This is a genomic window from Kangiella taiwanensis, from assembly GCF_020005165.1.
GTDB lineage: Bacteria > Pseudomonadota > Gammaproteobacteria > Enterobacterales > Kangiellaceae > Kangiella > Kangiella taiwanensis.
In genome coordinates this window covers 117153-144002 of the sequence record NZ_JAHCLT010000001.1, presented here as the reverse complement: position 1 = coordinate 144002, position 26850 = coordinate 117153, and the positions used below count along the sequence as shown (strand labels likewise).

Here is a 26850-nt window from a genome sequence, read left to right as displayed (position 1 = left end):
GTCGTTTAGTCTTTATCACCAAACATTTGACGTTCCAAGTAGTGGATGTTGGTTCCACCTTTTTGGAAGTTGGCGTCGGCTAGAATGCGTTTTTGTAGCGGTATGTTGGTTTTAATACCGTCAATAACGATTTCTTCGAGCGCCATTTGCATACGCTGGATCGCGACTTCGCGTGTTTCGCCATAGGTGATCAACTTACCGATCATTGAGTCGTAGTAAGGTGGTACCTTGTATGAGGCGTAAATGTGCGAGTCGATACGGATACCTGGGCCACCTGGAGCGTGGAAACGCTTGATAACACCTGGTGATGGGATGAAGGTATCGGGATCTTCTGCGTTGATACGGCACTCAATGGCATGGCCTTTCAGCTGGATGTCTTCTTGCTTGAATGACAATGGCTGGTTGCTGGCGATGCGAAGCTGTTCTTTGATGATATCAACGCCAGAAATTAATTCTGACACTGGGTGCTCTACCTGAACACGAGTGTTCATTTCGATAAAGTAGAACTCGCCTTTTTCATACAAGAACTCAAAAGTACCTGCGCCGCGGTAGCCGAGCTGTTTACACGCTTGAACACAGCGCTCACCAATATGCTTACGCATTTGGTCAGTGATGCCTGGTGCTGGTGCTTCTTCAACCACTTTTTGGTGACGTCGTTGCATCGAGCAGTCACGTTCACCAAGGTGAATTGCGTTGCCATGACCGTCAGCTAAAACTTGAATTTCGACGTGACGTGGCGTTTCTAGGAATTTCTCCATGTACACCATGTCGTTCCCGAAAACCGAGCCTGCTTCTGACTTAGTCAAAGAGATAGATTTCAATAAATCTTGCTCTTTGTGTACCACGCGCATACCACGACCACCGCCGCCGCCGGCAGCTTTAATGATCACTGGATAGCCGATACGCTTAGCCATCGCGAGGTTATCTTTTTCATTATCGCCTAATGGGCCGTCAGAGCCTGGTACGCAAGGTACGCCCGCTTTTTTCATGGCGGCAATGGCTGAAACCTTGTCGCCCATCAGGTTAATGACTTCTGCGCTTGGGCCGATGAAAGTGAACCCGCTTTTTTCGACTTGTTCTGCGAAGTCAGCGTTTTCAGCTAAGAAACCGTAACCCGGGTGAATACCCACGGCATCGGTAATTTCTGCGGCTGAGATAATCGCTGGAATATTGAGGTAGCTGTCGGTAGCTGACGCAGGGCCGATACATACGGATTCGTCGGCAAGACGAACGTGCATCAAGTCTTCATCGGCTGTTGAGTGAACGGCAACAGTTTTTATTCCCAGTTCACGACAGGCTCGCAATATGCGCAACGCGATCTCGCCACGGTTGGCTATGACCACTTTTTCTAACATAACTCTTTACCTATTCGTTAGGGAATTTACTCAATGATGAACATTGGCTCGTCGTATTCAACAGGCTCGCCATTTGACAATAGAACGGCTTTAACCGTACCTGAAACATCCGCTTCGATTTGGTTCATCATCTTCATCGCTTCGACGATACATAGAACGTCGCCAGCATTCACTTTCTGACCTACTTCAACGAAGTTCTTTGCGCCAGGTGATGGAGCTGCATAGAAAGTACCGACCATCGGTGAGCGAACTTGGTGACCGCTTACTTCTTCTTTCGCAGGTGCTGCGTCTGCCGCTGGAGCCGCTGCAGGAGCTGGTGCTGGTGCCGCTGGCTGTGGTGCAGCTGCATATTGAACTGGAGCTGGTGCAGGGGTGCTTGATGAGCGCGAGATACGTACCGACTCTTCGCCTTCTTGAATTTCAAGCTCAGCAACGCCTGACTCTTCAACCAACTCAATAAGTTTTTTAATTTTGCGTAAATCCATAATCTCTACCTATGATTTTTTGGTGATGATATTGATAGCAGCATCGAGAGCATATCGGTAACTATCCGCACCAAACCCAGCGACCACGGCTTCAGCCACGTCGCTAAAATACGAGTGGTGACGAAATGGTTCTCGGCGGTGTGGATTGGAAAGATGTACTTCGATGAAAGGAATGTCTACGGCCAACAGCGCATCACGAATCGCAACGCTGGTGTGAGTGTAGGCCGCGGGATTAATAACAATTAGCGACACTTTATCGGCTTTTGCTTGTTGAATGATCTCAACTAATGCCGATTCTGAGTTGCTTTGATGTGTCGCAAACTCGATCTTGGCATCTGTAACCTGTTTTTGAGCCGATTTATTGATGGCATCTAAACTCAGATCGCCATAGATGTCGGTTTCTCGCTGACCGAGAAGGTTAAGGTTGGGACCATGTAAAAGCAGTATCTTTGCCATCTTGTCTTTAAATGTTGTTAAAATCTAATAAAGTTTAGCAAAATGCTCTATAGAGTAAATTTCGCTTCGCTGATGTTAAAAAATCAACCCGTTGAGGTCATTTTTTAATGTTCGCGCATTTTACAGTAAGTTACCAACAAATAACTACTTTTTGCAAGCCTGGTCGGACTTGATCTGATATTTATTGACTGAAACCTTAAAAGTACAATATGGCATTTTACATTTGTTTAAAATCTGATAGCTTTAGAAAAGGTACTATATTTGGGCTATTTAGATAGGAGCTAACGGCTCACCTTTGTTCGAATAATAAGAATTTTTTGGAAAGGAGACACCATGTCCCAAGATTTAAAGCTGCTTTATCTTGAAGATGATCAAACCCAAGCAGACGCTTTACTCGCAATTTTGCAAGACTCTGGTTATGAATGTACTCACTGTCAAAACGCAGAAACGTTTTTAGAGATTTTGAAAACAGATGAATTTGATCTGTTAATTTTAGATTGGGAACTGCCTGATATGTCAGGTATCGAAGCGCTTGAGCGTGTTCGTTCTTTTATGGATTGGCGAGGTCCTGTTCTTTTTGTTACTAACCGGGATGCTGAGCAAGATATTGTGGCCGCCTTAGAAAAGGGAGCGGATGATTACATGGTGAAGCCTTTCAGGCGCTCAGAGCTTCTTGCTCGATTAAATGCTCTGGTTCGTCGCGCGGGGTTATTGGATGATAGTGATCAAGTTGAAGTTGGGCCTTTTACAGTTGATCAACAGCATCGCCGCATATTGGTGGATGGTGAGGCCGCAACATTAACCACTAAAGAGTATGAGTTGGCGTTGATTTTGTTTAAAAACGTCGGTCGCTTGTTCTCAAGAAAATATTTGCTGAAGCATATTTGGGGAATTGAGTCTGAAATTAGCACTCGTACTGTTGATGCCCACGTCAGTTCACTACGACGCAAATTAAATATCCGAGCTGAAAGTGGTTATCGTATCAAGACCGTATATCAGCATGGCTACCGTCTGGAAGAGTTAATCGATTCGGGCGCAGTGATTTAAAAGTTGTATAAAAAGAAGTACCTGAGTACCTCTATCGTTTTCAAACTCTATTGAGGATTTTTGGATGAAGCCATTGGGTTCATGGTCGCTAGTTTGGGCAATATTTGCCGCGTTAATCATGGTCGTGCCACAGTCTATGGCTGAGGATTGGCTCTACACGGTTCGAAAAGGGGACACCATTTGGGGCTTGTCACACAAATACCTTAAAGAGCCTTTGAAATTCCAAGAAATTCAAAAATACAATGATGTGCAGCTTGATCGTCAAATCCCACCCGGCGTGACTTTGAAGTTTCCAATGGAATACCTAAAGTTCGCCCCAACAGAGGTTGAAGTAACCGCTATTAATGGCACAGCGCACTATGTTCGACGCGGGATTAAAGAGCAATTGAAGCTTGAGCACCAATTAGTCCTTGATGATATTTTGCTAACCGATAAAGATTCCAGTGTGGCATTGTTGTTTGCCGATGGCTCAGAGTTGCTATTGGGTGAAAACTCAGAGCTGGTATTCGATGTGCAAACAAAGTGGGGCGAGACCGGCATGGTCGATAGCCGCATGAGATTAATGAAAGGTTCTGCTGAGGGCCGGGTAAGGCCACTGATTGGTCCTGGCGCGAACTTTGAAGTTCAAACACCGTCTGCTGTTGCAACTGTCCGGGGTACAGAGTTCCGTGTTCGAGTTGATGAGTCTGATTCTGGGATTGTATTTAATGAAGTTGATGAAGGCACTGTCTCTGTTCAGCTTCATGAAAACCAAGCCTCTGTAAAACAAGGTTTCGGCCTTAAGACGGCAACCAATCTGCCGATGTCGAAACCGAAAGCTTTGTTACCAGAGCCCGTTTTTGTTAATGCTCAAAGCAAATACCCAGGACACCCAGTGACCTTAACGTGGCAACCGATAGATGGAGCGCAGGGTTATTATATAGAGCTGTTTGGAGATGTGGCGATGACCAAACTAGTGCATAAAGATTTTGTTAATCTGAATCAAACACAGCTTCCAGAGGTTGCTTTAGGTGAATACAGTGTTAGGGTGAGAGGCGTCGACCAAGAAGGTTTGCAGGGACTAAATAGTTCTCACCGTTTTGTCATTTCGCCTGTACCATCAAGCCCTGCTGTGCAATTTGAGCATGAAAAGTTACTCGCGGGAGAGCCGGTGCATTACCGCTGGACGAGTAAAGCCGGTGCTTCACAGTACCGTTGGCGTCTAGCTAAAGATAAGCAGTTCCGTCGAGTGGTTGAAGAGCTTGAGCTGCAAACAACTGCTTATCAACAACCTCAAGGATTGCCTGCTGGCACTTATTACTGGAAAGTTGCTGCGGGTAATGAGAACGGTTATGGCCAAGATTCAGACTTGGTGAGGTTTGATGTGAGACTACCTGTCGTGCCGACGATTAAGCCGATAGCAAGCGAAATATCTTCTGATGAGGCTTTGAGCTTTCACTGGAGTGCTGTCGAGCTAGCTACAGAATATCACTGGCAAATCGGTACTGACGATCGCTTTGAAAATGTGATAGATGAGGGGCTTACCGCAGACACCCGTGTAACGGTCAGTGAGCTGCCCGAACAAGAGTTGTTTATTCGGGTCGCGGCCAAAGGCCCTTATAATCAGAATCGTTATTCTGACGTTTCGACAGTTGAGGTAGTTGAACCAAGCGATGGCAAAACTGCATTTAGTATTGGTTCGATTCTTTTATTCATCTTAATGCTCTAGGGCTTTTTGTGTTAGAAAAACGACGTTTTTTTACTAAAGGTGGTATTCTTTTTGCCACCTTACTTGCAGTCACCGCTTTCTTTTTATCCTACTTTAAGGTGTTCCAGCCAGTGGAGTTGTTAGCATACGATCGGATGCTGCGACTTCAATCAACCAACTATTCAGACGACGTGGTTATCGTCGCCATGGATGAGAAGAGCCTACAAGAGTACGGGCCTTTGCCATGGCCTAGAGACATTCATGCAAAGGCAATCCAGCAGTTGACCAAAGCCGATGTTAGGGCGATTGGCTACGATGTTCTATTCAATAAAGAAAAAGATGAAGGTGATGCGGTATTAACGAAAGCCGTAGCTGAAAATGGTCGTGTCGTATTTCCTGTGGTGATTGATGAACTGAAACAAGATGGTCAATTGATTGAGCTACAGCCATACCCACAGCTCTACCAAGCGAGTAAAGAGCTGGGCATGGTGCATTTTGAGTTGGATAGTGACAATATTGCGCGTGGAGTATATTTAAAGTCGGGTCTGGGCGAGCCTTATTGGCGGACGTTTGCGGCAGAAGTCCTGGATGTGGCGAATGGAGAAGAGACGTTTGAATTGCCCTTTGATGATCCAAAAGAAAGAGCTCCCTCATTTAACCTCACGAAAATTGAGAAAACACATTACGCATTAATTCCTTATAAGAAAAACAAAGATTACTTTTCAAAGATAAGCTTTACCGATTTGGCCGAAGGTAAGATTGAGCCGAGTTTGCTGAATGGTCGTGTCATCTTTGTTGGTGTAACAGCGACTGCGGCTCGAAATGCTGACTTTTTGCCTGTGCCAGTTAATCGTGATGGGCAAATAATGTCAGGCGTGGAGATTAACGCTACTTTGTACGAAGGTTTGAGCCAAGGTGAGTTAATTCGCCCTATAGATACGTTGCTGGCAAGCATTATTTCTGGAATTCTGGTTTTCTTCTTATTCATGCTGATCCCACGCTCAATGCCTCGCCACAATGTTTACCTCGTATTTTTGTTGGCATTTACCCTAATCTTTGTGAGTTGGGTGATGTTACATGGGGCAGGTCGCTGGTTACCGATGGTGACGCCTGGAATAGTGATGGTTGCAGGTTATTTCTTGTGGGTGTGGCGTGCGGTAGTAACTAATATGGCGTTCTTCCGACGTACAGTGAAGCGTTTGCAATTGGAGGTGAGTAACAGTTTCGAGCCTGACGTTAAGTCGACTTTCGAGCAACATTTCCAATTTTGGAAGCGTTTAAAACTTATCCGTGGCTGGTCGAACAACGAAAGAGATATTGTCGACTTCGAGCGCAGCATACCCGTTGAGGTCAATAATAAACCTTGGTTAGTGGAGTTAGACTCTCATACTGAAGAAGAAAAACGACTGTTTTATAAATTATACGAGCAGTCGACTCTGACGGAGGAGACTGAAGATATACAAGGTAGTGTGATTGAAGATAAGGTCGCGCAAGTAAAAAAAGCCATAGCCAAGGTCAACTTTCTAAGGCGGTTCGTTGAAAAGACCATGGATCGTATGTCAGACGGTATTGTGTTGTTAGATATGGCAGGCAGGGTGTTTTACGCGAACTTAGAAGCCAAAAAATATTTAGATGTCAAAGATGGTGATGATGTATTTCGTGTTTTAGACCAGCTGAGTTTGCAATCCAGTACTGAATGGGCGGATGAAATCAAGCAGGTCATGCTGACTGGCATTGGTCGCGAAGTTCAAGCTATTAATCGTTTTAAAAATTATTATAAAGTTGGTTTCTCACTTTTGGATAATATCGAGGGCCAAGACTTCATCATCATCAATCTAGCAGATATTACGTCAGTAAAGCGCGAGCAACAGCGACAATTGGAAATGATTGACTTCATTTCTCATGATTTACGGTCACCGATGACATCAGTATTGGCTTTGTTAGGACAATATAGAAGTAAAACGAGTCGCTTAACTATTGAGGAACTCAATGCAGAGGTAGAACGCTTGACGCAGTCGAGTCTATCTCTTGCTGAGCACTTCTTAATGCTTTCCCGAGCTGAAAGCGGTATTGAAATGCCGCTTTACCCTGTGGAATTATTAAACAGCATTGACAATGCCCTAGCCGTTGCACGACCCATTGCCATGGAAAAGGCAATACGATTGAAGTTCGCGTTTTCAGATTATGAGGATACCTGGCTCGAAGCAAACGAAGATCTTCTTGAACGAGTGATATTAAATTTATTAACCAATGCAATTAAATACTCTCCTGATGAGAGTACGGTTGAACTGTCGCTAGAGGAAGACGAGAGCGGTGTAAGACTCAAAGTATGCGATCAGGGAGAAGGTATTGACGAAGAGCAGATGGAAACGATATTCAAACCATTCTCAAGAATTCGACGTCATGAAATCGCTAAAATTAAAGGGATTGGACTGGGGCTACGTTTTGTCAAAGCAGCCATGGAGCGTTTTGGCGGAGAGGTTTCAGTGCAAAGTAAAGTAGGCCACGGTTCCTGTTTTATCCTAACCTTTCCGCACTCGGTTGTGGTTGATGATGAAATGACAGGGATTAGTTAAAGTAATCATGCCAATGAAAAAAGATCGTTTTTTTTATCAGTAATAGCTCACTAGAATAAACTCTCGAATATAGATATTGACCTCACGGGAGGCAAGCCATGTATAAAAACGTTCAGAAGCATTTGGCCATGATTGGCTTGATTAGTGCTATTGTCTTGTGGGCGGCTTCCTTCGTCGCTATGAAGTATGCCATTGCGGAATTTGGGCCAATTCTGACCGTATTTTTACGCATGATTTTGGCGGCGGCTGTGCTGATTTTCTTCTTACCTCCTATGGCAAAAAAGCAAAAGTACCAAAAAGGTGACTGGTGGTTGCTGCTGTTGCTTGCGCTTTGTGAGCCTTGTCTTTATTTTATTTTCGAAAGTTATGCGCTGACTTATACCACAGCTTCAGAAGCAGGAATGATCACATCCCTACAGCCAATTATGGTCGCCGTGGCGGCGTATTACTTTTTAAAGGAAGAGTTGAACAGTCGATTGATAGTGGGTTGTTTAATGGCGGTTGCCGGCGTGGTGTGGTTAACCTTGAGCGGCGAGAGCTCTGAGCATGCGAGTAATCCGATGCTGGGTAATGCATTGGAGTTTGGCGCCATTACAGCTGCAGCTGCCTATTGTTTGTTGGCTCGCAAATTATCGCAACGCTATTCGCCTGTGTTTTTGACTTTGTTGCAAATGATCATGGGTACTCTATTCTTTTTACCGTTTTTGTTAGTGCAAGATACTGTGATCCCGACGGATGTGTCAGCTGAAGGGGTTATGGCGATATTATTCTTGGCATTTGGCGTGAATATTTTTGCATTCACTTGCTATAACTTCGCCTTTAAGACCATGCCTGCAAGTAAAGTCGGTAGCATGATGAATTTATTACCGATCGGAACCCTGTTCTTTGGCTGGTTGGTTTTAGATGAGCAGCTAAACGGCGTGCAGTATATGGCTGCTGGATTGGTGTTGTTTGGTGTGATTTGGTCACAAACCAAACCAAGAAGTACAGTATTCGTTGAACATTATGTAGTGCGTAAATCGATGCGAGAGCGCGCCAAGGAAAAAATGCGCCGGTTACGCTTTAAGCAAGCGGATGTCTAGTGCGAGTCTTTGATTTAATAAAAAGCCCTGACTATTCTGAAAAAGGTAGTTAGGGCTTTTTTTGAGTTTAATGGTCTATGAGATTATTGAAGATTAAAAGCCGCTTTAATTCGCTGCTCAAACTGTCGGGCATCTTCAAATCCCGTTGCTCTAAAGCTTGGCAACTCATTGCCATCGGCATCAAAGAACATAATGCTCGGCAGTCCTAAAACGTCGTAAGCTTGCATTAACTCAATATCATTGGCGTTATTCTCCGTGACGTCGGCTTGCAGTAAGACAGTGTTACTGAGCGCATCGATAACCTTGGTATCGGTAAAGACTTTCTCCTCAAATTCATAGCAAGCTGCGCACCACTTGGCGAAAAAGTCGAGCATTACGGTCTTGCCCTGAGCGTTAGCTTTTTCAACTTCAGACTGCAGCTCATCCAGCGTTTTAATCTGTTTGAAACTAAGGTGGCCAGATTGTTTTGCAGCATTTGACGTTGGTGCTTCTGATGTTTGAATCACTTTTCCCAACGGTTGTAACAAGTTTTTCTGTCCTTGTGCGCCACCAATAAATAATAAAGCACCATACAGCATGGCAACCAACCCAAGTCCTTTGAATAGTGTGCTCCAGCCTTCTCGTGGCAGTTTATTATTAAACAAATAGTAGCCTGGAATAACGGCTAAGAGACCCCAGCCATACATGTATAAATAGCTTGGAAGTAGATGTTTTACTAGGTAAAGGGCAACACCGAGCATGGCGACACCAAAGGCTGCCTTGATACCATCCATCCATGGGCCAGCTTTAGGCAGGAACTTACCGCCTGTGACGCCGATAATAATAAGCGGGATCCCCATGCCAACACCCAGACCGTAGAGCGAGACAGCGCCAAGAAGAATATCGCCGGATTGTGCTATCACAAGCAAGATGGCGATTAGTGGCACGGTCACGCAAGGCGAAACGATTAAGGCTGAAATGGCCCCCATCACGGCCGTTCCAAGGTAGCTGCCTTTTTTCTGCTCATTGCTTCGCTGGCTGAGTTTTGCTTGCAAGCTGGATGGCAATTGCAACTCATAAAATCCGAACATGGATAGTGATAACAAAACAAAGATGACTGCTGCAGTAATCACGACCGCTGGGTTTTGGAAGTAGCCGGAAATGGACTGGCCAGCTAACGCCACTACGATACCAAGGATGGTGTAAACAATCGCCATAGCTTGTGTGTAAGTCAGTGACAGGCCAAAAGCTTTTCGCGTGGTGATGTCCTTTCCTTGGCCAGCAATAATCCCTGAGATAATCGGCATCATAGGGAATACGCAAGGAGTAAACGCTAGGCCAATGCCTAAAAGTAAGAAGGAAAAGAAGTTAGCAATCAGACCTGAGTTCTTAAGCTGTTCAGACAGTTTTTGTTGTTCACTGACGTAGCCTGATGAGGCTTGACTTGTTGAAGCCGGTGGTGGCGTGTCTTCAGCGCCTTGTGAAGGCATCGATGCCCCAGTCGTATGATTTAACGCTACCTCGGTTGTTGTTGGCGGGTAACACAACCTATCTTCGGCACACCCTTGATAATCAACAACTAATGTGAAGTCACCGTTTGACTGTTTGATAGGTATTGAGGCTTCAAGAAAATTGTAATGGACCTGTGTCAGGCCAAGGTAAGGGTCATCTTTTTCTTTACCCTCTGGAATGTTGGCTTCACCTAAAGTGGCATCCGGACTCGACAGTTTGAGACGTTCGGAGTACATATAGTAGCCGTCCGCAATCTCGAACTTGACTAAAGCTTTGTCATCAACGATATCAACGCTTAATTGGAAAGCCTCATCGACCTTAAGAAGAGCCTCTTGCTCTCCCATAATGTCGCTGAGATCAATAGTATTTGTTGCATGCGCGCTAAGAGTTGTTAGCGTCAGCAGAAAAGCCGCGAATAGCTTTAGCAGGTTATTCATAAGTCGCATCTTTGTCATTGGTTAAAAATCCACCGCTATAATACCAGTTTGTTCGGGAAAAACTGAGGATTTACAAGGCATTTACAAATAGGGTTGAAGCTTAAACCGTGTCATCAAGCCATTGCAGGTAAGCTGTTGCTGCTTGCTCAATGTTACAGCTGATCAACTCAAACACCTCGTAAGGATGGTGCTCATTAAGTAACTCCTCTAAATCCGCCATCAATTCTTCGGCGGTTTTTATCACCATCAGAGCTTCAGAATCTTTCTCAATATCTCCTTGCCACTGGTATACACTGGTTATTGTAGGAATGATATTGACGCACGCAGCTAAATTTTGTTTCACCATTTTTTCAGCTAATATTTCTGCAGTGTCAGTATCGGGTACGGTACACAGTGCAACCTGAAAGTTTCGTTCGCCATCTTTGGACTTTGAAAACGCCATGAGCTAGAACCTGCTTTGAACTTGTGATTGAGTTGAGTGTCCCCATTATAACGGTATAACGTATTGCATACACTTAGCACTCATAGCTGCCAAGGAGCAGTAACAGACATTATGGTTTTTCGGTCTTTTTTCTTTTTATTTATTGCTTTAGCGGTGGCAGAAATTTATGTGCTGATCACAGTCGGTGGGCTGATTGGCACTTTGCCGACGATTGTCCTGATCCTATTGACCGGGGTGATTGGCGTGGCCATGCTCAAGCAGCAGGGGTTTAGTGTCTTTGCGCGTCTTCAGGAGAAGATGCGACAAGGGCAAGCTCCTGCTCAGGAGATGGTGGAAGGCGTGCTACTGATTATCGCTGGTGCATTTCTGATTACGCCAGGCTTTGTCACCGATACCATCGGTTTTTTATGGCTGCTCCCACAAACGCGTGAGTATTTCGCTAAGCTATTGATTAGTAAAGGCATGTTCAAAGTGCAAAGTATGAGTGCTGGAGGTTTTCACCAGGGCGGAGGTGCCCCTTTTGACCAGTCGCACTCCCCTCAAGATGACAATACCGTTGATGGCGAGTATGAGCGTACGGACAATAAGCCTAAAGATCGCCTCGAAAAGTAGAAAAAAATTTCAAAAATTAGCACTCGATCCCCTTGAGTGCTAAAAAATTGACCCCATATCTTTCCCAAACGATTTTTCGTAGTAAGTAAAACACTTTCTATTAGGAGAAAAAACATGAGCTTACGTCCATTACATGACCGCGTCATTGTGCGTCGTTTAGAAGAAGAAACTACAACTGCTGGCGGTATCGTCATTCCAGACAACGCTAAAGAAAAGCCAAGCCGTGGCGAAATCATCGCTGTCGGTAACGGCAAGCCGTTAGATTCTGGTGATGTTCGTGCCCTAGACGTAAAAGTTGGCGATAAAGTCTTGTTCGGTAAATTCGCTGGTACAGAAGTTAAAGCCGATGGCGAGGAGCTTCTTGTATTACGCGAAGACGACATTATGGCTGTCATTGAAGGCTAATAAGAATACATTCAACGAATTTAGAGGAATTTAATCATGGCAAAAGACGTACGTTTTGGTGATGAAGCCCGTAAAGGTATGTTGCGTGGTGTTAACACGCTAGCAAACGCAGTACGCGTTACTCTAGGCCCAAAAGGTCGTAACGTAGTATTGGATAAATCATTTGGCGCGCCAACCATCACAAAAGATGGTGTTTCTGTGGCGAAAGAAATCGAACTAGAAGATAAGTTCGAGAACATGGGCGCACAGATGGTTAAAGAAGTTGCATCGCAAACCAACGATATCGCTGGTGACGGTACAACGACTGCAACTGTATTGGCTCAATCTATCGTCAACGAAGGTTTGAAGTCAGTGGCTGCGGGTATGAACCCAATGGACCTAAAGCGTGGTATCGATAAAGCGGTTGCAGCTGCAGTTGAAGAATTAAAGACCATTGCTGTTCCATGTGAAGACCAAAAAGCGATCTCGCAAGTCGGTACCATCTCAGCTAACTCTGACGAGAACGTTGGTAAAATCATTGCAGAAGCAATGGAAAAAGTTGGCAAAGAAGGTGTTATCACTGTTGAAGAAGGTTCAGGTCTACACAACGAACTAGAAGTTGTGGAAGGTATGCAGTTTGACCGTGGTTACCTATCGCCATACTTCGTAACTGACACAGAAAGCATGGTTGCTGATCTTGAAAACCCATACTTGCTATTGGTTGACAAGAAAATCTCAAACATTCGCGAATTGCTTCCAACGCTAGAAGCAGTGGCTAAATCAAGCCGTCCGCTATTAATCGTAGCAGAAGACGTTGAAGGCGAAGCGCTAGCGACACTCGTTGTGAACAACATGCGTGGTATTGTAAAAGTTGCAGCAGTGAAAGCTCCAGGCTTTGGTGACCGTCGTAAAGCCATGCTAGAAGACATCGCTATCCTAACTGGCGCCACAGTGATTTCTGAAGATTTAGGCATGAGCCTAGAAAACACAGAGCTAGCACAGCTAGGTGAAGCGAAGCGTGTTCAAATCAGCAAAGACAACACAACCGTGATTGACGGCGCTGGTGACAAAGGTCAAATCGAAGGCCGCGTTAAGCAAATCCGCGCGCAAATCGAAGAAACTTCGTCAGACTACGACAAAGAAAAGCTTCAAGAGCGTGTAGCTAAACTAGCTGGTGGTGTTGCGGTCATCAAAGTTGGCGCAGCAACAGAAGTTGAAATGAAAGAGAAGAAAGACCGTGTTGACGATGCTCTACACGCGACTCGTGCAGCCGTTGAAGAAGGCGTTGTAGCGGGTGGTGGTACAGCGTTAGTACGTGTACTGTCTAAACTGGGTGAACTTCGTGGCGACAACGAAGAGCAAAACGTGGGTATTAAAATTGCTCTACGTGCGATGGAGTCTCCATTACGTCAAATCGTTTCAAACGCTGGTGCAGAGCCTGCGGTTATTGTTGCTAAAGTTAAAGAAGGCGAAGGTAACTTCGGTTATAACGCAGCAACTGGCGAGTTCGGTGATGTGATGGAAATGGGTATCCTAGACCCAGCAAAAGTCACGCGTAGCGCGTTACAAAATGCAGCATCTATCGCAGCGTTGATGATTACTACTGAAGCCATGGTAACCGACCTACCGAAGAAAGATGAACCTGCTGCTCCAGATATGGGCGGTATGGGTGGCATGCCAGGTATGATGTAATTTAACTGGCTGTTTTGATTTGTAACTTTGTTGCAGGTCTAATTGCGGTGCTCATTGGCTAGAGCCAACTCCGCGCCTCATTACGACCTGCGTCGCGTTACAAAACCAAAACATCTGCGTTAAATCTTCCTTTAAAGGCTCTGCATTGCAGGGCCTTTTTTTTGGGGGCACTATAATAGAGTGCTGATTAATAGTAAGCTCCGCTACTCGCAAACTCCATGTCTAGCCAGCGAACAAAAATATTGAGTTAAAATTTAATCGGTTATTTTGCCTCGAACTGAAGCAGACTAACTGCGTTAAATAGTTATAAAAAGCCTCGCGATTGCGGGGCTTTTTTATTGGTGAACGTTGGTTCAGTACTACCTATGACATGTTGCAAAGTGTGAAGCTAAGGCCACAATGCAATAGGTCAGTTAACCTTGGGTAGTGTCAGCTTTGAGTAAATGGGTTGGATTATTAAGTCCTGCCTGTTTAGAGTAAAGGAAAAGATATATCTACATAAGGATAAAGGATGAATAGCGTGATAAAAATTGTTATTGGAATTGCACTTGGGGCCGTCGGTACCTGGTTTTTCCTTAAACCTGCTACCTTAAACACAACGAGTGCATCTGGTAACAAGCAGTCTACTCAGCAGGAAGAACGGGGTAGTGATAGTACATCGTCAGCTCTGGACTCGACAAAGGGAAATATCCAGCAACTTGGTGCTGAGCGTTCTGAGTCTGTCGAATTAGATTCGAAAGAAGCACTCAAAGCTCAGGTTCAAAGTTTGCAAGCAGCATTAAGGGAGAAAGAGACACAGCTCATCATGGAAAGGCAGAGTAAAAAGTCGGCTCAATCGAAACTGAAGCAATTGGCAGGTGAAGATGTCGAGCTTGGTACTGGTGAGGCTTCAAAAGGTAATAAGTATTTTGATGATATTCCTGAAGACTACCATAAGCTACTCGATCCACCAGAGAGACGTAAAGACTTACCCGAGTTGCACCGAGATTTGGTTGATGAGGAGCAGGATTTAAACTGGGGGTTAGCGATGGAGCAACAAATTAAAAGTTTTGTGATGAATCACCCGCACTCAAATTACCTTTTAGATTTTAGGGTTACTTGTAAGACAACCATGTGTGAGATGATGTCTAAGATGCCGGTTGAGCATACAAAAAAGTGGCATGATTTGTGTAATGAAATGGTTAAAGATGGCTGGTGGGATTTCGGTCGAACCAGTAGCTCTGGCACTTACACTGATGATAAGAAGAACTACATAAATATCCGGCTGATGACTAGAAAGCAATAATCCTAATCTGATAATGCTGAGAACTGAATAAATTCCGTGTTATGATATAGGGAAGTTTTAATCAGCATTTAAAAAGAAACATGAGCGACATTAAAAAACTACTTGAACAAAATCGTCAATGGGCGGCAGAGACAGCTGAGCAACAACCGGGTTTTTTTGATGACTTGTCGGAGGGACAGGCGCCGAAGTACTTGTGGATTGGTTGTTCCGATAGCCGCGTACCTTCGACTCAAGTGACAGGTTTGATGCCAGGTGAAATATTTGTTCACAGAAACATCGCTAACCAAGTATCAACTAGTGACTTAAGCTGCATGTCAGTTTTACAGTATGCAGTTGAAGTATTGAAAGTAGAGCATGTGATTGTGTGTGGTCATTACGGTTGTGGCGGTGTTAATGCCGCGATCAGCAACCAGCAGTTTGGTTTGATTGATAACTGGCTGACCAAGATTAAAGACGTTTACATTAAAAACGAGACCAAGTTTACACCAATTACGGATGAGCAAGAATGCTCGGACTTGATGTGTGAGTTGAATGTGATGGAGCAGGTTAAGAATGTTTGTAACTCGACTATCGTTCAAAATGCTTGGAAGAACGGCCAGTCGCTTAGCGTGCATGGGTGGTGCTATCGATTAAAAGATGGTCATATAAAAGACCTCGAGGTGTCGACTGACAACGCTTCCAATAACCACAGCGTTTACCAGTATCAAAGTTAACGAAAAGGCCAGCAATTGCTGGCCTTTTTTGTAGGAAGGGTAAAAAAGAGGGAGCGATAGATTTAAAGCAGGTAGAACAAAGCTTAATAGTAAATATGGGGGAAGTTTTGGCTAGTTTACCGGAAAAACAAGCCACAGAGTGGCGATATCGGTTGATGTCACCGATGGGTGTATATCCTAATAGCAGTGTTCATGTTGATGGTGCTTCATTGGTGATAACTGAAGGCTTAGTTTCATTAGCTTGCCTAGAGTCTGAAAATTGCATTGAGATAGGCCTCAAAATATCGATACTATGCTCCTCTGTAGAGGCTAGTGACACTTTCAAGTTTTATTCATTTCCCAGCTATCATCAATTATTAGACCCTTGTCTACCCTCCGAACTGGCCGATACGCTGTTATTTGATGTGCAACAGAAGCAAGCTGGCGAGTACGCCGATCAGGGTGAAACGATTCCAGAGTTTGACTGGTATGAGAATTCGAAGGGGGCTTCACTGCCGCCCATATTGGGTGGGACCGAGTATCATAAAGTGAATCTCGAGCTAGACATGGACGTGATTAAATCGTTATATCAATCATGGAAAGACAGGCCGTGTGCAAAGTTACGAAGTGCGGTAAGAGCGATCATAGGTTGTAACGCCTTAAGCTGCCATCATCAATTCCGACAAGAAGCCTGTGGTTTGCTGCTAGATGGGTTAAGGCTATTACAAGAGGTGGAAGGGTTCCATTCTGACAGCGCCTACCTTTCAACTGTGTTAGCGCAACTTGGCGACAATGCAGAGGATTATTTAATTTCTAGGCAGCAAATGTCAGAAAAAATTGGCCCAATAGACTTCCATCGTTTATTTGTACAGTCCTGTACACAACTGAGGAAGTATTTACTGGGCCATTAGGCTCAGGCAGTATTATCGGCCGACCCAGATTTCAACGCGCTGGTTCTTGGCTTTACCATTTGCTGTTTTATTGGACGCAATGGCGCCACGGCTACCGTATCCCTGTGTGTAGAAAGGCGTAATGCCTTCCGCTTTAAGTTTTTCATTGATTTGGTTGGCTAACTCCTCGGACAGTGCCTTGTCTTTTTTAGTATCACCGCTTTCAGCACTAAAGCCGAATACAAATAAGTCTTTTAGGCGACGATTTTTGACGTATTCTGCTAAACGCTCGATGTCACGCTTACCCTTATTATCGAGCTCAAGATTTTGATCAAAGTGGAACGTAATGGACAAACGTTTTGACTCACGGATCATGTTTAAATAACGAGGAGGGTAGTTTCGGTTAAAGCGTACTGTGGCGTCATTCACCATGAGTGAAATTAAGTTATTTTCTTCAACGACTGCTTGCGCTTTGTTTTTCAAAACAAACTCCATGAAGTCACGAGCATGTGGGTTGCTATTATTACTAGGGTAATAAAGATACAGGCGACGACTTAGGACATAGTCTTCTGTACTCACAGTGAATTTGTTGGGTTTAAAAGATAAAGCGACTCCAGCTTCTGATACCGCGATGGCCTTTGCTTTGTTCACGTAAGGTAGAGCGACAAAACCTATGGCACCGTAGGTTGAGCTGACTTGCTCAGACAGTTCGCCTGAGGACTCATAACGTTTGGCAAACTCTGATAGCTTGACGTTATGGCGCTTTAATACCAGCGATTTGAAAGTGTCATAAGTACCTGAGTTATCATCGCGCGCAAAAATACTGATAGGTTGGTTGTCACCGCCAAGCTCGCGCCAGTTAGTAATGTCACCTGAAAAAATCATCGACAACTGCTTGGTGTCGAGTTGTTTTATGTTGAGTTCAGGGTGAATGATAACGGCCAAACCATCTACAGCAATGGTGTACTCATTATCTAAAGCCATTAAATCACCATAACGGCTGATTAAACTTTGACGCTCTTTATCTTTAACACGACGCGATGACATGGCGATATCTGTAGCGTTGTCAGATAACGCTTTAAATCCCGTTGAGGACCCATGTGCTTTAATATCGACTCCCTTAAGGCTTCCATCGGACATGGTACCTACTACCACTTTTTCGACCATGTGAGTTTGTATAACCTCGGTGCTAGTCGCGCCTTGCTCTATGAGATACTTGGCGGCTAATGCAGGAGCGAGTTTTTCACCAATGGTGTTAGACCCCTTCATAGTAAATAGGATCTCAGTTTTGTCTAGAGTGTCAGCTTGCTGCTGACTGATTTCTATAGTGTCGGCAAAAGAAGGTAGTGATAAGCATAAACAAAAGGCCGCAATCGCACGGCTGTATAGTCGATGAAACATTGTGATAACCCCAGCAAGGTATTCGGGAACGGTAATAATTCTGGGGACAATTATAGTCAGTGTCACTCAGTCGAGTGTGACAGTTTTATGACACCGCGCGCCTTAATAGAGTCTGCATTAACACTGATAATGCAGTGGTTTAGCTTTTCCCTACCAGCGCAAAGTTAGCATTGAGTAACGCTTTTATGTCACCCGACTCGACCACGTTGATGGTAAGGTTTAACCGCGCTCGGTTCTTGCGCTCAAAGGATTGGATGAACGTATCTAACTGTGCCGGATCATCAACAGAGCAGTGGGCCACAATATCGCCATTGATAGGTTTCTTGTACTGGATATCAGCTTTGGCTAAAACCACGGATCCCTGGAGATCATGATGATGAGCAATGTGACTCACCAGTGACCAGCCGGCAATTGTTGCCACTGTGTAAATGCTGCCAGCAAAAGCAGTGTTGTGGATATTTTTGTTGGCTTCAAAAGGCGCCATGACTTTTATGCTGGTGGCACTGAGCTCTGCGATGCGGATGTCCAATGCTTTGGTGATTGGAATCTCTTGATGGACAAGGTTTTCTAGCTGTTTGTGGTTCATGAAAGAGAGTGGCTTTTCGTTAATTGAACTCACTGTAGCAACTTTTATAAAAAAGTTAACCCTTTTTAGGTACGACCACGTTTATAGGGGTATTGATTGATGTAACTGACTCAAAAATACCCACGTAAGGAGCTCGTCATGAAACAGAAAAAGGTAGTACAACAATTTAAATATAGCTTGGTCGCAGGCTTAGTCATCATGGGATTAGGTGCTTGTCAGAGTGCTCATGATCAAGAAAGAGACCACGAGTTGAGTGATGCCGTTGCGGCCAAGCAAGCCCAGGCCGAGCGGCAACAGCAAAACGTTATGCGTAAGGAGCGTAAAGAAATGCGGGCAGCTCATGAGGCTGAAATGATAGTGGTCACAGGTTCTCGTGTGAGTAGAGCTGACGCTAATTTAGCGCCACAGAAGGTCATGATGCCGGCGCCTCGCAACCCCGCGAGTTATTCCGACGTCAATAGGGAGCAGTATCAAGAAATTGAACCGTCAGACGTTCACTCAACGCTAGAGCAGCCAGTGTCCACCTTTAGTATTGATGTCGATACCGGTTCTTACTCGAACGTGCGTCGCATGTTGAATGATGGTTATTTGCCGCCGAGTGATGCCGTACGGCTAGAAGAGTTTGTGAATTACTTCAATTACGATTATCCAAATCCAGACAGTGAGGAGATGCCATTTTCGGTATCTACTGAAGCTATGAAGGCTCCTTGGAATGATAGTGCACATTTGGTGCAAATCGGGATCAAGGGTTATGAAGAAAAGCCTGTGGATTTGCCTCCGTCAAATTTGGTGTTTTTGGTGGATGTGTCCGGATCGATGCAAAGTGACGATAAATTAGGTTTGGTCAAGAAAGCCTTGAAAATGTTGGCCAAGGGAAGCCGCGCTGAAGACAAAATATCTTTAGTGGTCTATGCCGGGGCATCGGGTGTGGTGCTAGAGCCCACCGCTGCCAACAACCGTGTGAAGATTGAACAGGCGCTGGATAGTCTGACTGCGGGTGGCTCGACGAATGGCGGTGCAGGGATTGAATTGGCCTACAAGATGGCGGAGCAAGCTTTTATAAAAGGTGGGATTAATCGAGTAATTTTGGCGACCGACGGCGACTTTAACGTTGGTACCGTGAGCCGTGACCACCTAATCGACATGGTTGAGCGCAAACGTAAAACGGGGATTAGTTTTAGTGCCCTGGGCTTTGGTACAGGAAACTACAATGAGCACTTAATGGAACAGTTGGCCGACAAAGGCAACGGTAATTACGGTTACATTGATAATTTACTGGAAGCCAAAAAGTTATTGGTCGATCAGCGAGCGGGGACTTTGATGACGATTGCTAAGGACGTCAAGATTCAAGTCGAGTTTAATCCTGCGGTGGTTGCAGAATACCGACTATTAGGTTATCAAAACCGCATGCTAGAGCGCGAAGATTTTAATAACGATAAGGTTGATGCTGGTGAGATTGGAGCTGGACATACCGTAACTGCTTTGTACGAAATCGTGCTGCAAGATTCCGATGGCAAGCGTATGGAGCCGTTACGGTATTCAGATAATCACCCTCAAGACGGAAAAGCTATGGCTAAGAATTTGGAAGAGGCTGCTATGATCAGCTTGCGCTATAAACTGCCTGATCAGGATAAAAGTACTCTGTATAGGGATTATCTAACGGCGGCTCAGGTTAACGCAGCAAAAGGCGGCGACAACATCCGGTTTGCAGCTAGTGTGGCGAGTTTTGCTGAGTTACTACGCGGAGGTAAGTTCCTTAGCGATTGGAGCTGGGACGATGCAAAACGTTTAGCACAACAATCGAAGGGGGATGATGCCAATGGTTATCGCGGAGAGCTTATTCAGCTTGTCGGTATGGCGCAGGTCTTGGATGAGCAGTCTGCAACAGGCAGTCGCTAGAGGGTAATTATCGGATGGCGTTAACCAAGGCGCTTGCACAAACGGTAGCTAGCGGTCACTATAAAGAGGTTGAGTTAACCTATTATAATGTTGCAAAGGCTGCGGTGTTGAAAGAAAGCGCGAATTATAGCGAGTCAGAAAGTCGAGTTGAAGAACCAGCCATTAGTGATGAAGCTTTAATGGCTGGCTTCGCTTCAGGCAATATGCAGGCTTTTGAGACTTTGTATAAGCGCCACAAAGATCCGTTACTGCGTTTTTTCTTGCGGCAAATGAGTAACCCAAGTGAGTGTGAAGAACTATTCCAAGACACATGGCAGCGACTGATTAAACACAGCAAAAGCTATAAGAGTTCTGCTAAGTTTACGACTTACCTCTACCACATCGCCCGAAACCGCTTGATTGATCATTACCGAAGCCAAGGCCGGCAGCAGGAATTTACGCAGTCACAAGAACGCTGGGAAGACAATACGAGTGTTGAGCCTAGTGCTGAACCACCACAACAATTGGAGCATGAGCGGTCGAAACAGCGGTTTAGAGAAGCTATCGAGCGGTTGCCTGCTTTGCAGCGTGAAGTGGTAGTGATGAAGTTTGAGACTGGCATGACGGTGAATGATATCGCAGAGATTGTTGAGGAAAAGCCTGAAGCGGTTAAAAGCCGACTCCGCTATGGAATGGACAAGTTAAGACATTTTTTACGTGATCTTGAGCAAGAAAGCGAGGTCGCATCATGAGCAATGACATGAACAACGAGCAAAATAAAGCGGCTGAGCGAGAGTTAGAGAAAAAGCTCAACAAAGCCTTTGACGACGTTAGTGAAGAGACGACTTCGCCGCAGCTTGATGCCTCGATTATGGCAATGGCACAACAAGAGGTCGAAGCTCGTGATTCAGGAAAAGCGAAAAAAAGTTGGTGGGATCGTTTAAAGATGCCGGTTTCATTAACCGCTGCCTTAGTCGTAACGGTCGGTATCGCACGTTTTATGGTGGAATTGGGTTACTACAGCCCTAACTCAATATCAGAAGGTGAGAACTTAGCACAACCTTCTGATTTTAAAAAGGTTTCGGCCGACAGCATGGTTGTTCTCAGCGACGAATCATCTGAGCTTGAGCCTGTTGCTTCCTCTGTACCAGCATCAAAGCCTGCTCCAACAGCGATGGCTGAAGAACGTCTTTCTGCTAGACAACAATCTGATGCCGAGGCAGCGGCAAGGGAACGTGACGTAGCCTCTCAAGCAAAAATAAAAAAAGAGGCTCTTGATGCGGCTCGCCGACGTCAAATCGAAGAGCAAAAAACGATTGCAGAGCGAGAAGCAGAGCTATATTTGAGTAATAGAACGGCTAGTGAGTCGCTCAATATCGCTGACAATCAAGTCGTCCAAGACACTATTCAAGAAGATCAGCGCAATAGTGGTGAAGCTTTTGTAAGCATATCGAACGTGGGAGAGCGAGAAACTCCTACAGTAACAGGGGTCGGAGAGGTCGCCTCTAACGAGCCTGAAACAATTGTGGTTGTTGGCTCTCGAGTTAAAGCGTCCGACATTGAGCGTACAGAGCAGTCTGAGAATAGGGCCAGCGAGGTAGCTGAAGACGCGATCAATAATGACAGTGGAAATACCTCAACTGATAAAGGTCAAGAGTCGATAATTGAGCCGCCCTATTTGCCAGCTGAGGAGTGGCTACAGCAAATCAACACCTTGCTGGGGGACGATAAAGCTAGAGAAGCTAAAGAGCAGTGGGTGAAATTTAAGCAGGTTTACCCGGATTATAATGTTGAAAAGTCCTTGTACCAACGCTTGGAGAGCCTATAAAAGCATTTCTTCCTGATTTAAGTGTTAGGAATTATTACAGATCACCTAGTTTTTCTTACCTCAGTCGAGTAAAATGGCGACCCTAAAATTTTGACCCAAGCTATTGGAAGCTGTTTCATGCCAGTGAGACGGGGCTTTTCAGTGTTTGGGACGTTTTGTTTGATAATAAGTTCCGCATTCGCGGTTAAACTGTAGTGGAGAGAAGAGCATGTCATTGTTCCGCAAAATGGCTCTGATTATTGCCGCTATCTCAGTAGCTGTTCTGAGTGGTTGTAGTGGTCAAGAGTACAACATGCGTGAAGGTGTGACCGAGATCAGTAGAGAAGTCTACGATCTACACATGATCGTTATTTGGGTCTGTGTGGTGATCGGTGTTATCACGTTCGGCGCTATGTTCTATTCGATGTTCGCGCATCGTAAAAGCAAAAACCCTAACCCAGCTAAGTTTTCTCACAGTACCACTGTTGAGATCATCTGGACGGTTATTCCTTTCATCATCCTTATCGCGCTATCTATTCCAGCGGTCAGCTTGTTGATTAAAATGGAAGACGCCAGTAATTCAGAGCTGTCTGTTATGGTTAAAGGTTATCAATGGAAGTGGGAATACAAGTACATTGATGGCGATGACAATTTAGGCAATGACGTTAGTTTCTTCTCAAACCTAGACCAAGCGTCGCGTGATTTATCAAACAACGCGGGTTCTGGTTTCTCTGGTGTTGAAATCACTGATGAAAACTACTTATTAGAAGTCGACAACCCATTGGTTATTCCTGTGGATACTAAAGTTCGCTTCTTAGTAACAGCTGACGACGTTATCCACTCGTTCTGGGTACCTGATTTCTCTGTTAAGAAAGACGCGATCCCAGGCTTCATCAACGAAGTTTGGACAAAAGTCGACGAGCCAGGCATCTACCGCGGTGTGTGTGCAGAGCTTTGTGGTAAAGACCACGGCTTCATGCCTATCGTAGTGAAAGTGCTTCCTAAAGAAGAATATGAAGCTTGGTATGCTGAAAAAGTTGCTGAAGCGGAAGCTGGCCCTGATTTGAATGAGCGCACTATGAGCCAATTAATGGCTGAAGGTGAAGTGGCTTATAACAAGTACTGCTCTTCATGTCACATGCCTAACGGTGAAGGTAATGGTCCATTCCCATCACTAGTGGGTACTGAAATGGTGACTGGCGAAGGTACTATCGAGCAGCATATTGACGTTGTATTGAACGGTGTTTCTGGTACAGCGATGCAGGCGTTTGGCAACCAGCTAACAGAAGCTGAGATTGCTGCCATTATCACTTATGAGCGTAATGCTTGGGGTAACGATACTGGTGATAAAGTTCAGCCTCAAGAAATTCACGACATTCAAAATGGTGGAGGGGAGTAATCATGGCTGACCATAAACCAAAAGGTATTTCGCGTTGGTTGTTTACGACCAACCACAAGGACATTGGTACGATGTACCTAGTGTTCTCGTTCATCATGTTCTTGATTGGTGGCGCTATGGCAATGGTTATCCGTGCCGAGCTTTTCCAACCAGGTTTGCAGTTCGTTGATCCGAACTTCTTCAACCAGATGACCACGCTACACGGTCTGATCATGGTATTTGGTGCCGTGATGCCAGCGACAGTGGGCTTGGCTAACTGGTTGATTCCAATGATGATTGGTGCGCCAGATATGGCTCTACCACGTATGAACAATTGGAGTTTCTGGATCCTTCCAGCGGCCTTCGGTCTTTTATTATCATCATTATTCATGGAAGGCGGTGCGCCTAACTTCGGTTGGACATTCTATGCGCCTCTTTCAACAACCTATGGTCCTCCATCGACTGACTTCTTCATCTTTGGTGTTCACTTGATGGGTATTTCATCTATCATGGGCGCTATTAACGTTATCGTGACTGTGTTCAACATGCGCGCACCAGGTATGACGTTGATGAAGATGCCATTGTTCGTATGGACTTGGTTAATTACAGCATTCTTACTAGTCATGGTTATGCCAGTACTAGCAGGTGCGGTAACGATGATGTTGACCGACCGTCACTTCGGCACCTCGTTCTTCGATGCCGCTGGTGGTGGTGACCCAGTATTGTTCCAGCACGTATTCTGGTTCTTCGGTCACCCAGAAGTTTACATCATGATCTTACCAGCGTTTGGTATCGCGTCTGCGATTATCCCAACGTTCGCACGTAAGAAACTGTTTGGTTATTCTTCAATGGTTTATGCAACTGCGTCAATCGCATTCCTATCGTTCATCGTATGGGCACACCACATGTTTACAGTGGGTATGCCGGTTAAAGGTGAGCTATTCTTCATGATTGCGACCATGTTGATTGCGGTACCAACAGGTGTGAAAGTATTTAACTGGATCGCGACGATGTGGCAAGGTTCGATTACGTATGAAACACCAATGCTTTATGCTCTAGCATTCGTGATTCTATTTACGATCGGCGGCTTCTCTGGCGTGATGCTAGCGATGACTCCAGTTGACTGGCAGTACCACGATACGTACTTCGTTGTAGCGCACTTCCACTACGTTCTATTCCCTGGTGCAATCTTCGGTACTATGGCGGCAGTTTACTACTGGTTGCCAAAGTGGACAGGTCGTATGTATGACGAGAAGTTGGCGAAATGGCACTTCTGGTTATCGATCGTATTCGTTAACTTGACGTTCTTCCCAATGCACTTCTCAGGTCTTGCGGGTATGCAGCGTCGTGTTCCTGACTACGCGATCATGTTCTCAGACTTCAACATGATGTCGAGTATTGGTGCTTTCGGTCTTGGTTTAATGCAGTTACTTTTCGCTTGGATTCTGATTAAAGTTTGTATCCTTGAGAAAGGTGAAAAAGCAACTGACCAAGTTTGGGAAGGTGCAGAAGGTCTTGAGTTTACTCACATGCCTTCGCCAGCGCCGTATCACACATTTGATACGCCACCTAAAATCGATTAATAGACTTTTTTAAGATAAAAGTTGCAAAGACGTAACCGAGGTTTAAAGCAATGAGCCAAGAGCAAACACAAACTGAAAACAAGGTGATGACTAAGAAGTTATTCGTCGTTGTGATCATTATGATTGCTTTTGGCTTTGCGATGGTGCCTTTGTATGATGTTTTTTGCCAGATCACAGGCCTTAACGGTAAAGTTAATGGTCTAGCGGTTTATGAAGAACAGGAACCGGATACCAGTCGTGAAATTAAGATTCAGTTCATGACTATTAACAAGGCGAACATGCCTTGGGACTTCCGCCCTGTCAAAACAGAAATCGTGGTTCATCCTGGTAAAGAATACGAAGTTCTTTTTGCAGTCAAAAATCGTACTGGTAAGAAAATGGTCGGTCAGGCAATTCCGAGCTTTTCTCCTAATTTAACGGCTCAGTATTTCAATAAAACGGAATGCTTCTGCTTTAATCAGCAGACTCTAGCCGCGGGTGAAAGCGAAGAAATGCCAATGCGTTTCTTTGTCGATAAAGACATTCCAGAGCGTTACGATACGATTACTTTGGCGTATACATTACACAACGTCACACCAGACGACGAACAACTACAAGCCGCGCAATAAGCTTAACCGCAAGTGGCGACGTCTTTAACGGAGACATAAACATGAGTGAACAACAAAATACAGAATACGAAAAGTATTATGTACCAGAGCAGAGCAAGCTGCCGGTTATCGGCTCGGTTGGTCTGTTACTAATCGCATTTGGTGCTGGCCACATGGTACAAGGCAACTCAAGCTTGTCTTGGATCCTGTACTTAGGCTTAGCCGTAATGATTTACATGCTGTCTACATGGTGGTCGAGCACAATTCGTGAGTCGCACGATGGCCTTTACAGCGCACAAATGAGCCGTTCATTCCGTCAAGGTATGATTTGGTTCATTACATCAGAAGTGATGTTCTTCGCAGCCTTCTTTGGTGCACTATTCTATGGCCGTGTTTTAGTCATGGAATGGTTAGGTGGTAGCAGTAACAACGCTGCAACACACGACTTCCTATATCCTGACTTTGTACCGGCTTGGCCAATGACGTCAAACCCAGGTGAGTTGGATAATGGTGCTCCTGCAACTTGGGAAGCAATGGGCGCATGGGGCTTGCCTGCGATTAACACGGCAATTCTATTGTTCTCGTCGTTTACATTGACCATTGCACACCACGCATTGATCGAGAAGAATCGTCAAACGTTGATTCTATTCACCTCAATCACAGCATTGTTAGGTGTTATCTTCATGATGCTACAGGTTGAAGAGTACATCCACGCTTATACTGAAATGGGCTTGACCCTAGGTAGTGGTTTCTACGGCTCAACCTTCTTCTTATTAACAGGTTTCCACGGCTTACACGTAACGGTCGGTACGATTTTCCTTATCGTAATGGCGCTGCGTTGTGCAAAAGGCCACTTTACGCCAAAAGACCACTTCGCCTATGAAGCGGGTGCTTGGTACTGGCACTTTGTTGACGTGGTATGGGTATTCCTATTTATCTTTGTTTATATTCTGTAAACACAAGATTGATGTGATACTAAAAAACCGCCTTCGGGCGGTTTTTTTGTTAGATAATTCA

At 45.0% G+C, this 26850-nt stretch carries 24 protein-coding genes; 17 read left to right on the top strand and 7 right to left on the bottom strand.

Annotated features, from left to right (window positions below; all coding sequences use genetic code 11):
- Window positions 1-5 precede the first annotated feature (5 nt).
- The 3 genes from accC to aroQ are packed head-to-tail and all read right to left on the bottom strand — an operon-like array spanning window position 6 to window position 2296.
- Entirely contained in the window at window positions 6-1355 is a 1350-nt protein-coding gene (gene accC / locus KFK88_RS00700; protein ID WP_223576735.1) for an acetyl-CoA carboxylase biotin carboxylase subunit, read from the bottom strand.
- Window positions 1356-1381: 26 nt separating this feature from the next.
- Window positions 1382-1840 carry an acetyl-CoA carboxylase biotin carboxyl carrier protein gene (gene accB / locus KFK88_RS00695; protein ID WP_223576734.1) on the bottom strand — a complete coding sequence of 153 codons (459 nt, stop codon included), beginning with the start codon at window positions 1838-1840 and terminating at the stop codon, window positions 1382-1384.
- Window positions 1841-1849: 9 nt separating this feature from the next.
- The gene (gene aroQ / locus KFK88_RS00690) at window positions 1850-2296 is read right to left on the bottom strand and encodes a type II 3-dehydroquinate dehydratase (RefSeq protein ID WP_223576733.1); all 447 of its coding nucleotides are present in this window, start codon (window positions 2294-2296) and stop codon (window positions 1850-1852) included.
- A gap of 333 nt (window positions 2297-2629) precedes the next feature.
- On the opposite strand from aroQ, the gene KFK88_RS00685 reads away from it, so the two are divergent.
- The 4 genes from KFK88_RS00685 to KFK88_RS00670 all read left to right on the top strand — a co-directional run bounded on the left by KFK88_RS00685 (window position 2630) and on the right by KFK88_RS00670 (window position 8688).
- Complete coding sequence (locus tag KFK88_RS00685; RefSeq protein WP_223576732.1) at window positions 2630-3343, top strand: response regulator transcription factor; 714 nt, start codon at window positions 2630-2632, stop codon at window positions 3341-3343.
- A 64-nt stretch (window positions 3344-3407) separates the two neighbouring features.
- The gene (locus KFK88_RS00680) at window positions 3408-5051 is read left to right on the top strand and encodes a FecR domain-containing protein (protein ID WP_223576731.1); all 1644 of its coding nucleotides are present in this window, start codon (window positions 3408-3410) and stop codon (window positions 5049-5051) included.
- Window positions 5052-5059: 8 nt separating this feature from the next.
- Entirely contained in the window at window positions 5060-7606 is a 2547-nt protein-coding gene (locus KFK88_RS11980) for a CHASE2 and HATPase_c domain-containing protein (RefSeq protein WP_223576730.1), read from the top strand.
- A 98-nt stretch (window positions 7607-7704) separates the two neighbouring features.
- Window positions 7705-8688 (top strand): DMT family transporter, encoded by a 984-nt coding sequence (locus tag KFK88_RS00670; protein ID WP_223576729.1) that lies wholly within the window; start codon window positions 7705-7707, stop codon window positions 8686-8688.
- Between the two features lie 83 nt (window positions 8689-8771).
- Here the strand turns inward: KFK88_RS00670 and KFK88_RS00665 are convergent, their stop codons facing one another.
- Together KFK88_RS00665 and cutA are read right to left on the bottom strand one after the other, a co-directional pair.
- A complete protein-coding gene (locus tag KFK88_RS00665) occupies window positions 8772-10616 on the bottom strand; it encodes a protein-disulfide reductase DsbD (RefSeq protein ID WP_223576728.1) in 1845 nt (614 codons plus the stop codon).
- 100 nt (window positions 10617-10716) lie between these two features.
- A complete protein-coding gene (gene cutA / locus KFK88_RS00660; protein ID WP_223576727.1) occupies window positions 10717-11058 on the bottom strand; it encodes a divalent-cation tolerance protein CutA in 342 nt (113 codons plus the stop codon).
- Between the two features lie 111 nt (window positions 11059-11169).
- On the opposite strand from cutA, the gene KFK88_RS00655 reads away from it, so the two are divergent.
- The 6 genes from KFK88_RS00655 (at window position 11170) to KFK88_RS00630 (ending at window position 16634) form a co-directional block, all read left to right on the top strand.
- Complete coding sequence (locus KFK88_RS00655; protein WP_223576726.1) at window positions 11170-11670, top strand: FxsA family protein; 501 nt, start codon at window positions 11170-11172, stop codon at window positions 11668-11670.
- Window positions 11671-11784: 114 nt separating this feature from the next.
- Window positions 11785-12075 carry a co-chaperone GroES gene (gene groES, locus KFK88_RS00650; RefSeq protein WP_068993694.1) on the top strand — a complete coding sequence of 97 codons (291 nt, stop codon included), beginning with the start codon at window positions 11785-11787 and terminating at the stop codon, window positions 12073-12075.
- Window positions 12076-12108: 33 nt separating this feature from the next.
- The gene (groL, locus tag KFK88_RS00645; RefSeq protein ID WP_223577651.1) at window positions 12109-13746 is read left to right on the top strand and encodes a chaperonin GroEL; all 1638 of its coding nucleotides are present in this window, start codon (window positions 12109-12111) and stop codon (window positions 13744-13746) included.
- A 511-nt stretch (window positions 13747-14257) separates the two neighbouring features.
- Complete coding sequence (locus tag KFK88_RS00640) at window positions 14258-15031, top strand: hypothetical protein (protein ID WP_223576725.1); 774 nt, start codon at window positions 14258-14260, stop codon at window positions 15029-15031.
- A gap of 80 nt (window positions 15032-15111) precedes the next feature.
- A complete protein-coding gene (gene can / locus KFK88_RS00635) occupies window positions 15112-15744 on the top strand; it encodes a carbonate dehydratase (RefSeq protein ID WP_223576724.1) in 633 nt (210 codons plus the stop codon).
- Window positions 15745-15851: 107 nt separating this feature from the next.
- Window positions 15852-16634, top strand: coding sequence for a hypothetical protein (locus KFK88_RS00630; protein ID WP_223576723.1), 783 nt, complete (start codon window positions 15852-15854; stop codon window positions 16632-16634).
- Window positions 16635-16646: 12 nt separating this feature from the next.
- Here the strand turns inward: KFK88_RS00630 and KFK88_RS00625 are convergent, their stop codons facing one another.
- Together KFK88_RS00625 and KFK88_RS00620 are read right to left on the bottom strand one after the other, a co-directional pair.
- Entirely contained in the window at window positions 16647-18014 is a 1368-nt protein-coding gene (locus KFK88_RS00625) for a substrate-binding domain-containing protein (protein WP_223576722.1), read from the bottom strand.
- A gap of 139 nt (window positions 18015-18153) precedes the next feature.
- Complete coding sequence (locus KFK88_RS00620; protein WP_223576721.1) at window positions 18154-18633, bottom strand: YiiD C-terminal domain-containing protein; 480 nt, start codon at window positions 18631-18633, stop codon at window positions 18154-18156.
- 105 nt (window positions 18634-18738) lie between these two features.
- On the opposite strand from KFK88_RS00620, the gene KFK88_RS00615 reads away from it, so the two are divergent.
- The 7 genes from KFK88_RS00615 (at window position 18739) to KFK88_RS00585 (ending at window position 26789) form a co-directional block, all read left to right on the top strand.
- Complete coding sequence (locus KFK88_RS00615; RefSeq protein WP_223576720.1) at window positions 18739-20499, top strand: vWA domain-containing protein; 1761 nt, start codon at window positions 18739-18741, stop codon at window positions 20497-20499.
- A gap of 14 nt (window positions 20500-20513) precedes the next feature.
- Entirely contained in the window at window positions 20514-21230 is a 717-nt protein-coding gene (locus KFK88_RS00610) for a sigma-70 family RNA polymerase sigma factor (protein WP_223576719.1), read from the top strand.
- Complete coding sequence (locus KFK88_RS00605; RefSeq protein ID WP_223576718.1) at window positions 21227-22306, top strand: hypothetical protein; 1080 nt, start codon at window positions 21227-21229, stop codon at window positions 22304-22306. Before KFK88_RS00610 ends, KFK88_RS00605 begins: the two co-directional genes overlap by 4 nt.
- 208 nt (window positions 22307-22514) lie before the next feature.
- On the top strand, window positions 22515-23684 hold the full coding sequence (coxB, locus tag KFK88_RS00600) for a cytochrome c oxidase subunit II (protein ID WP_223576717.1): 1170 nt from the start codon (window positions 22515-22517) through the stop codon (window positions 23682-23684).
- Window positions 23685-23686: 2 nt separating this feature from the next.
- Entirely contained in the window at window positions 23687-25246 is a 1560-nt protein-coding gene (gene ctaD / locus KFK88_RS00595) for a cytochrome c oxidase subunit I (protein WP_046562001.1), read from the top strand.
- Window positions 25247-25296: 50 nt separating this feature from the next.
- Window positions 25297-25854, top strand: coding sequence for a cytochrome c oxidase assembly protein (locus KFK88_RS00590; RefSeq protein WP_223576716.1), 558 nt, complete (start codon window positions 25297-25299; stop codon window positions 25852-25854).
- A 41-nt stretch (window positions 25855-25895) separates the two neighbouring features.
- Window positions 25896-26789, top strand: coding sequence for a cytochrome c oxidase subunit 3 (locus tag KFK88_RS00585; protein ID WP_223576715.1), 894 nt, complete (start codon window positions 25896-25898; stop codon window positions 26787-26789).
- Window positions 26790-26850 lie beyond the last annotated feature (61 nt).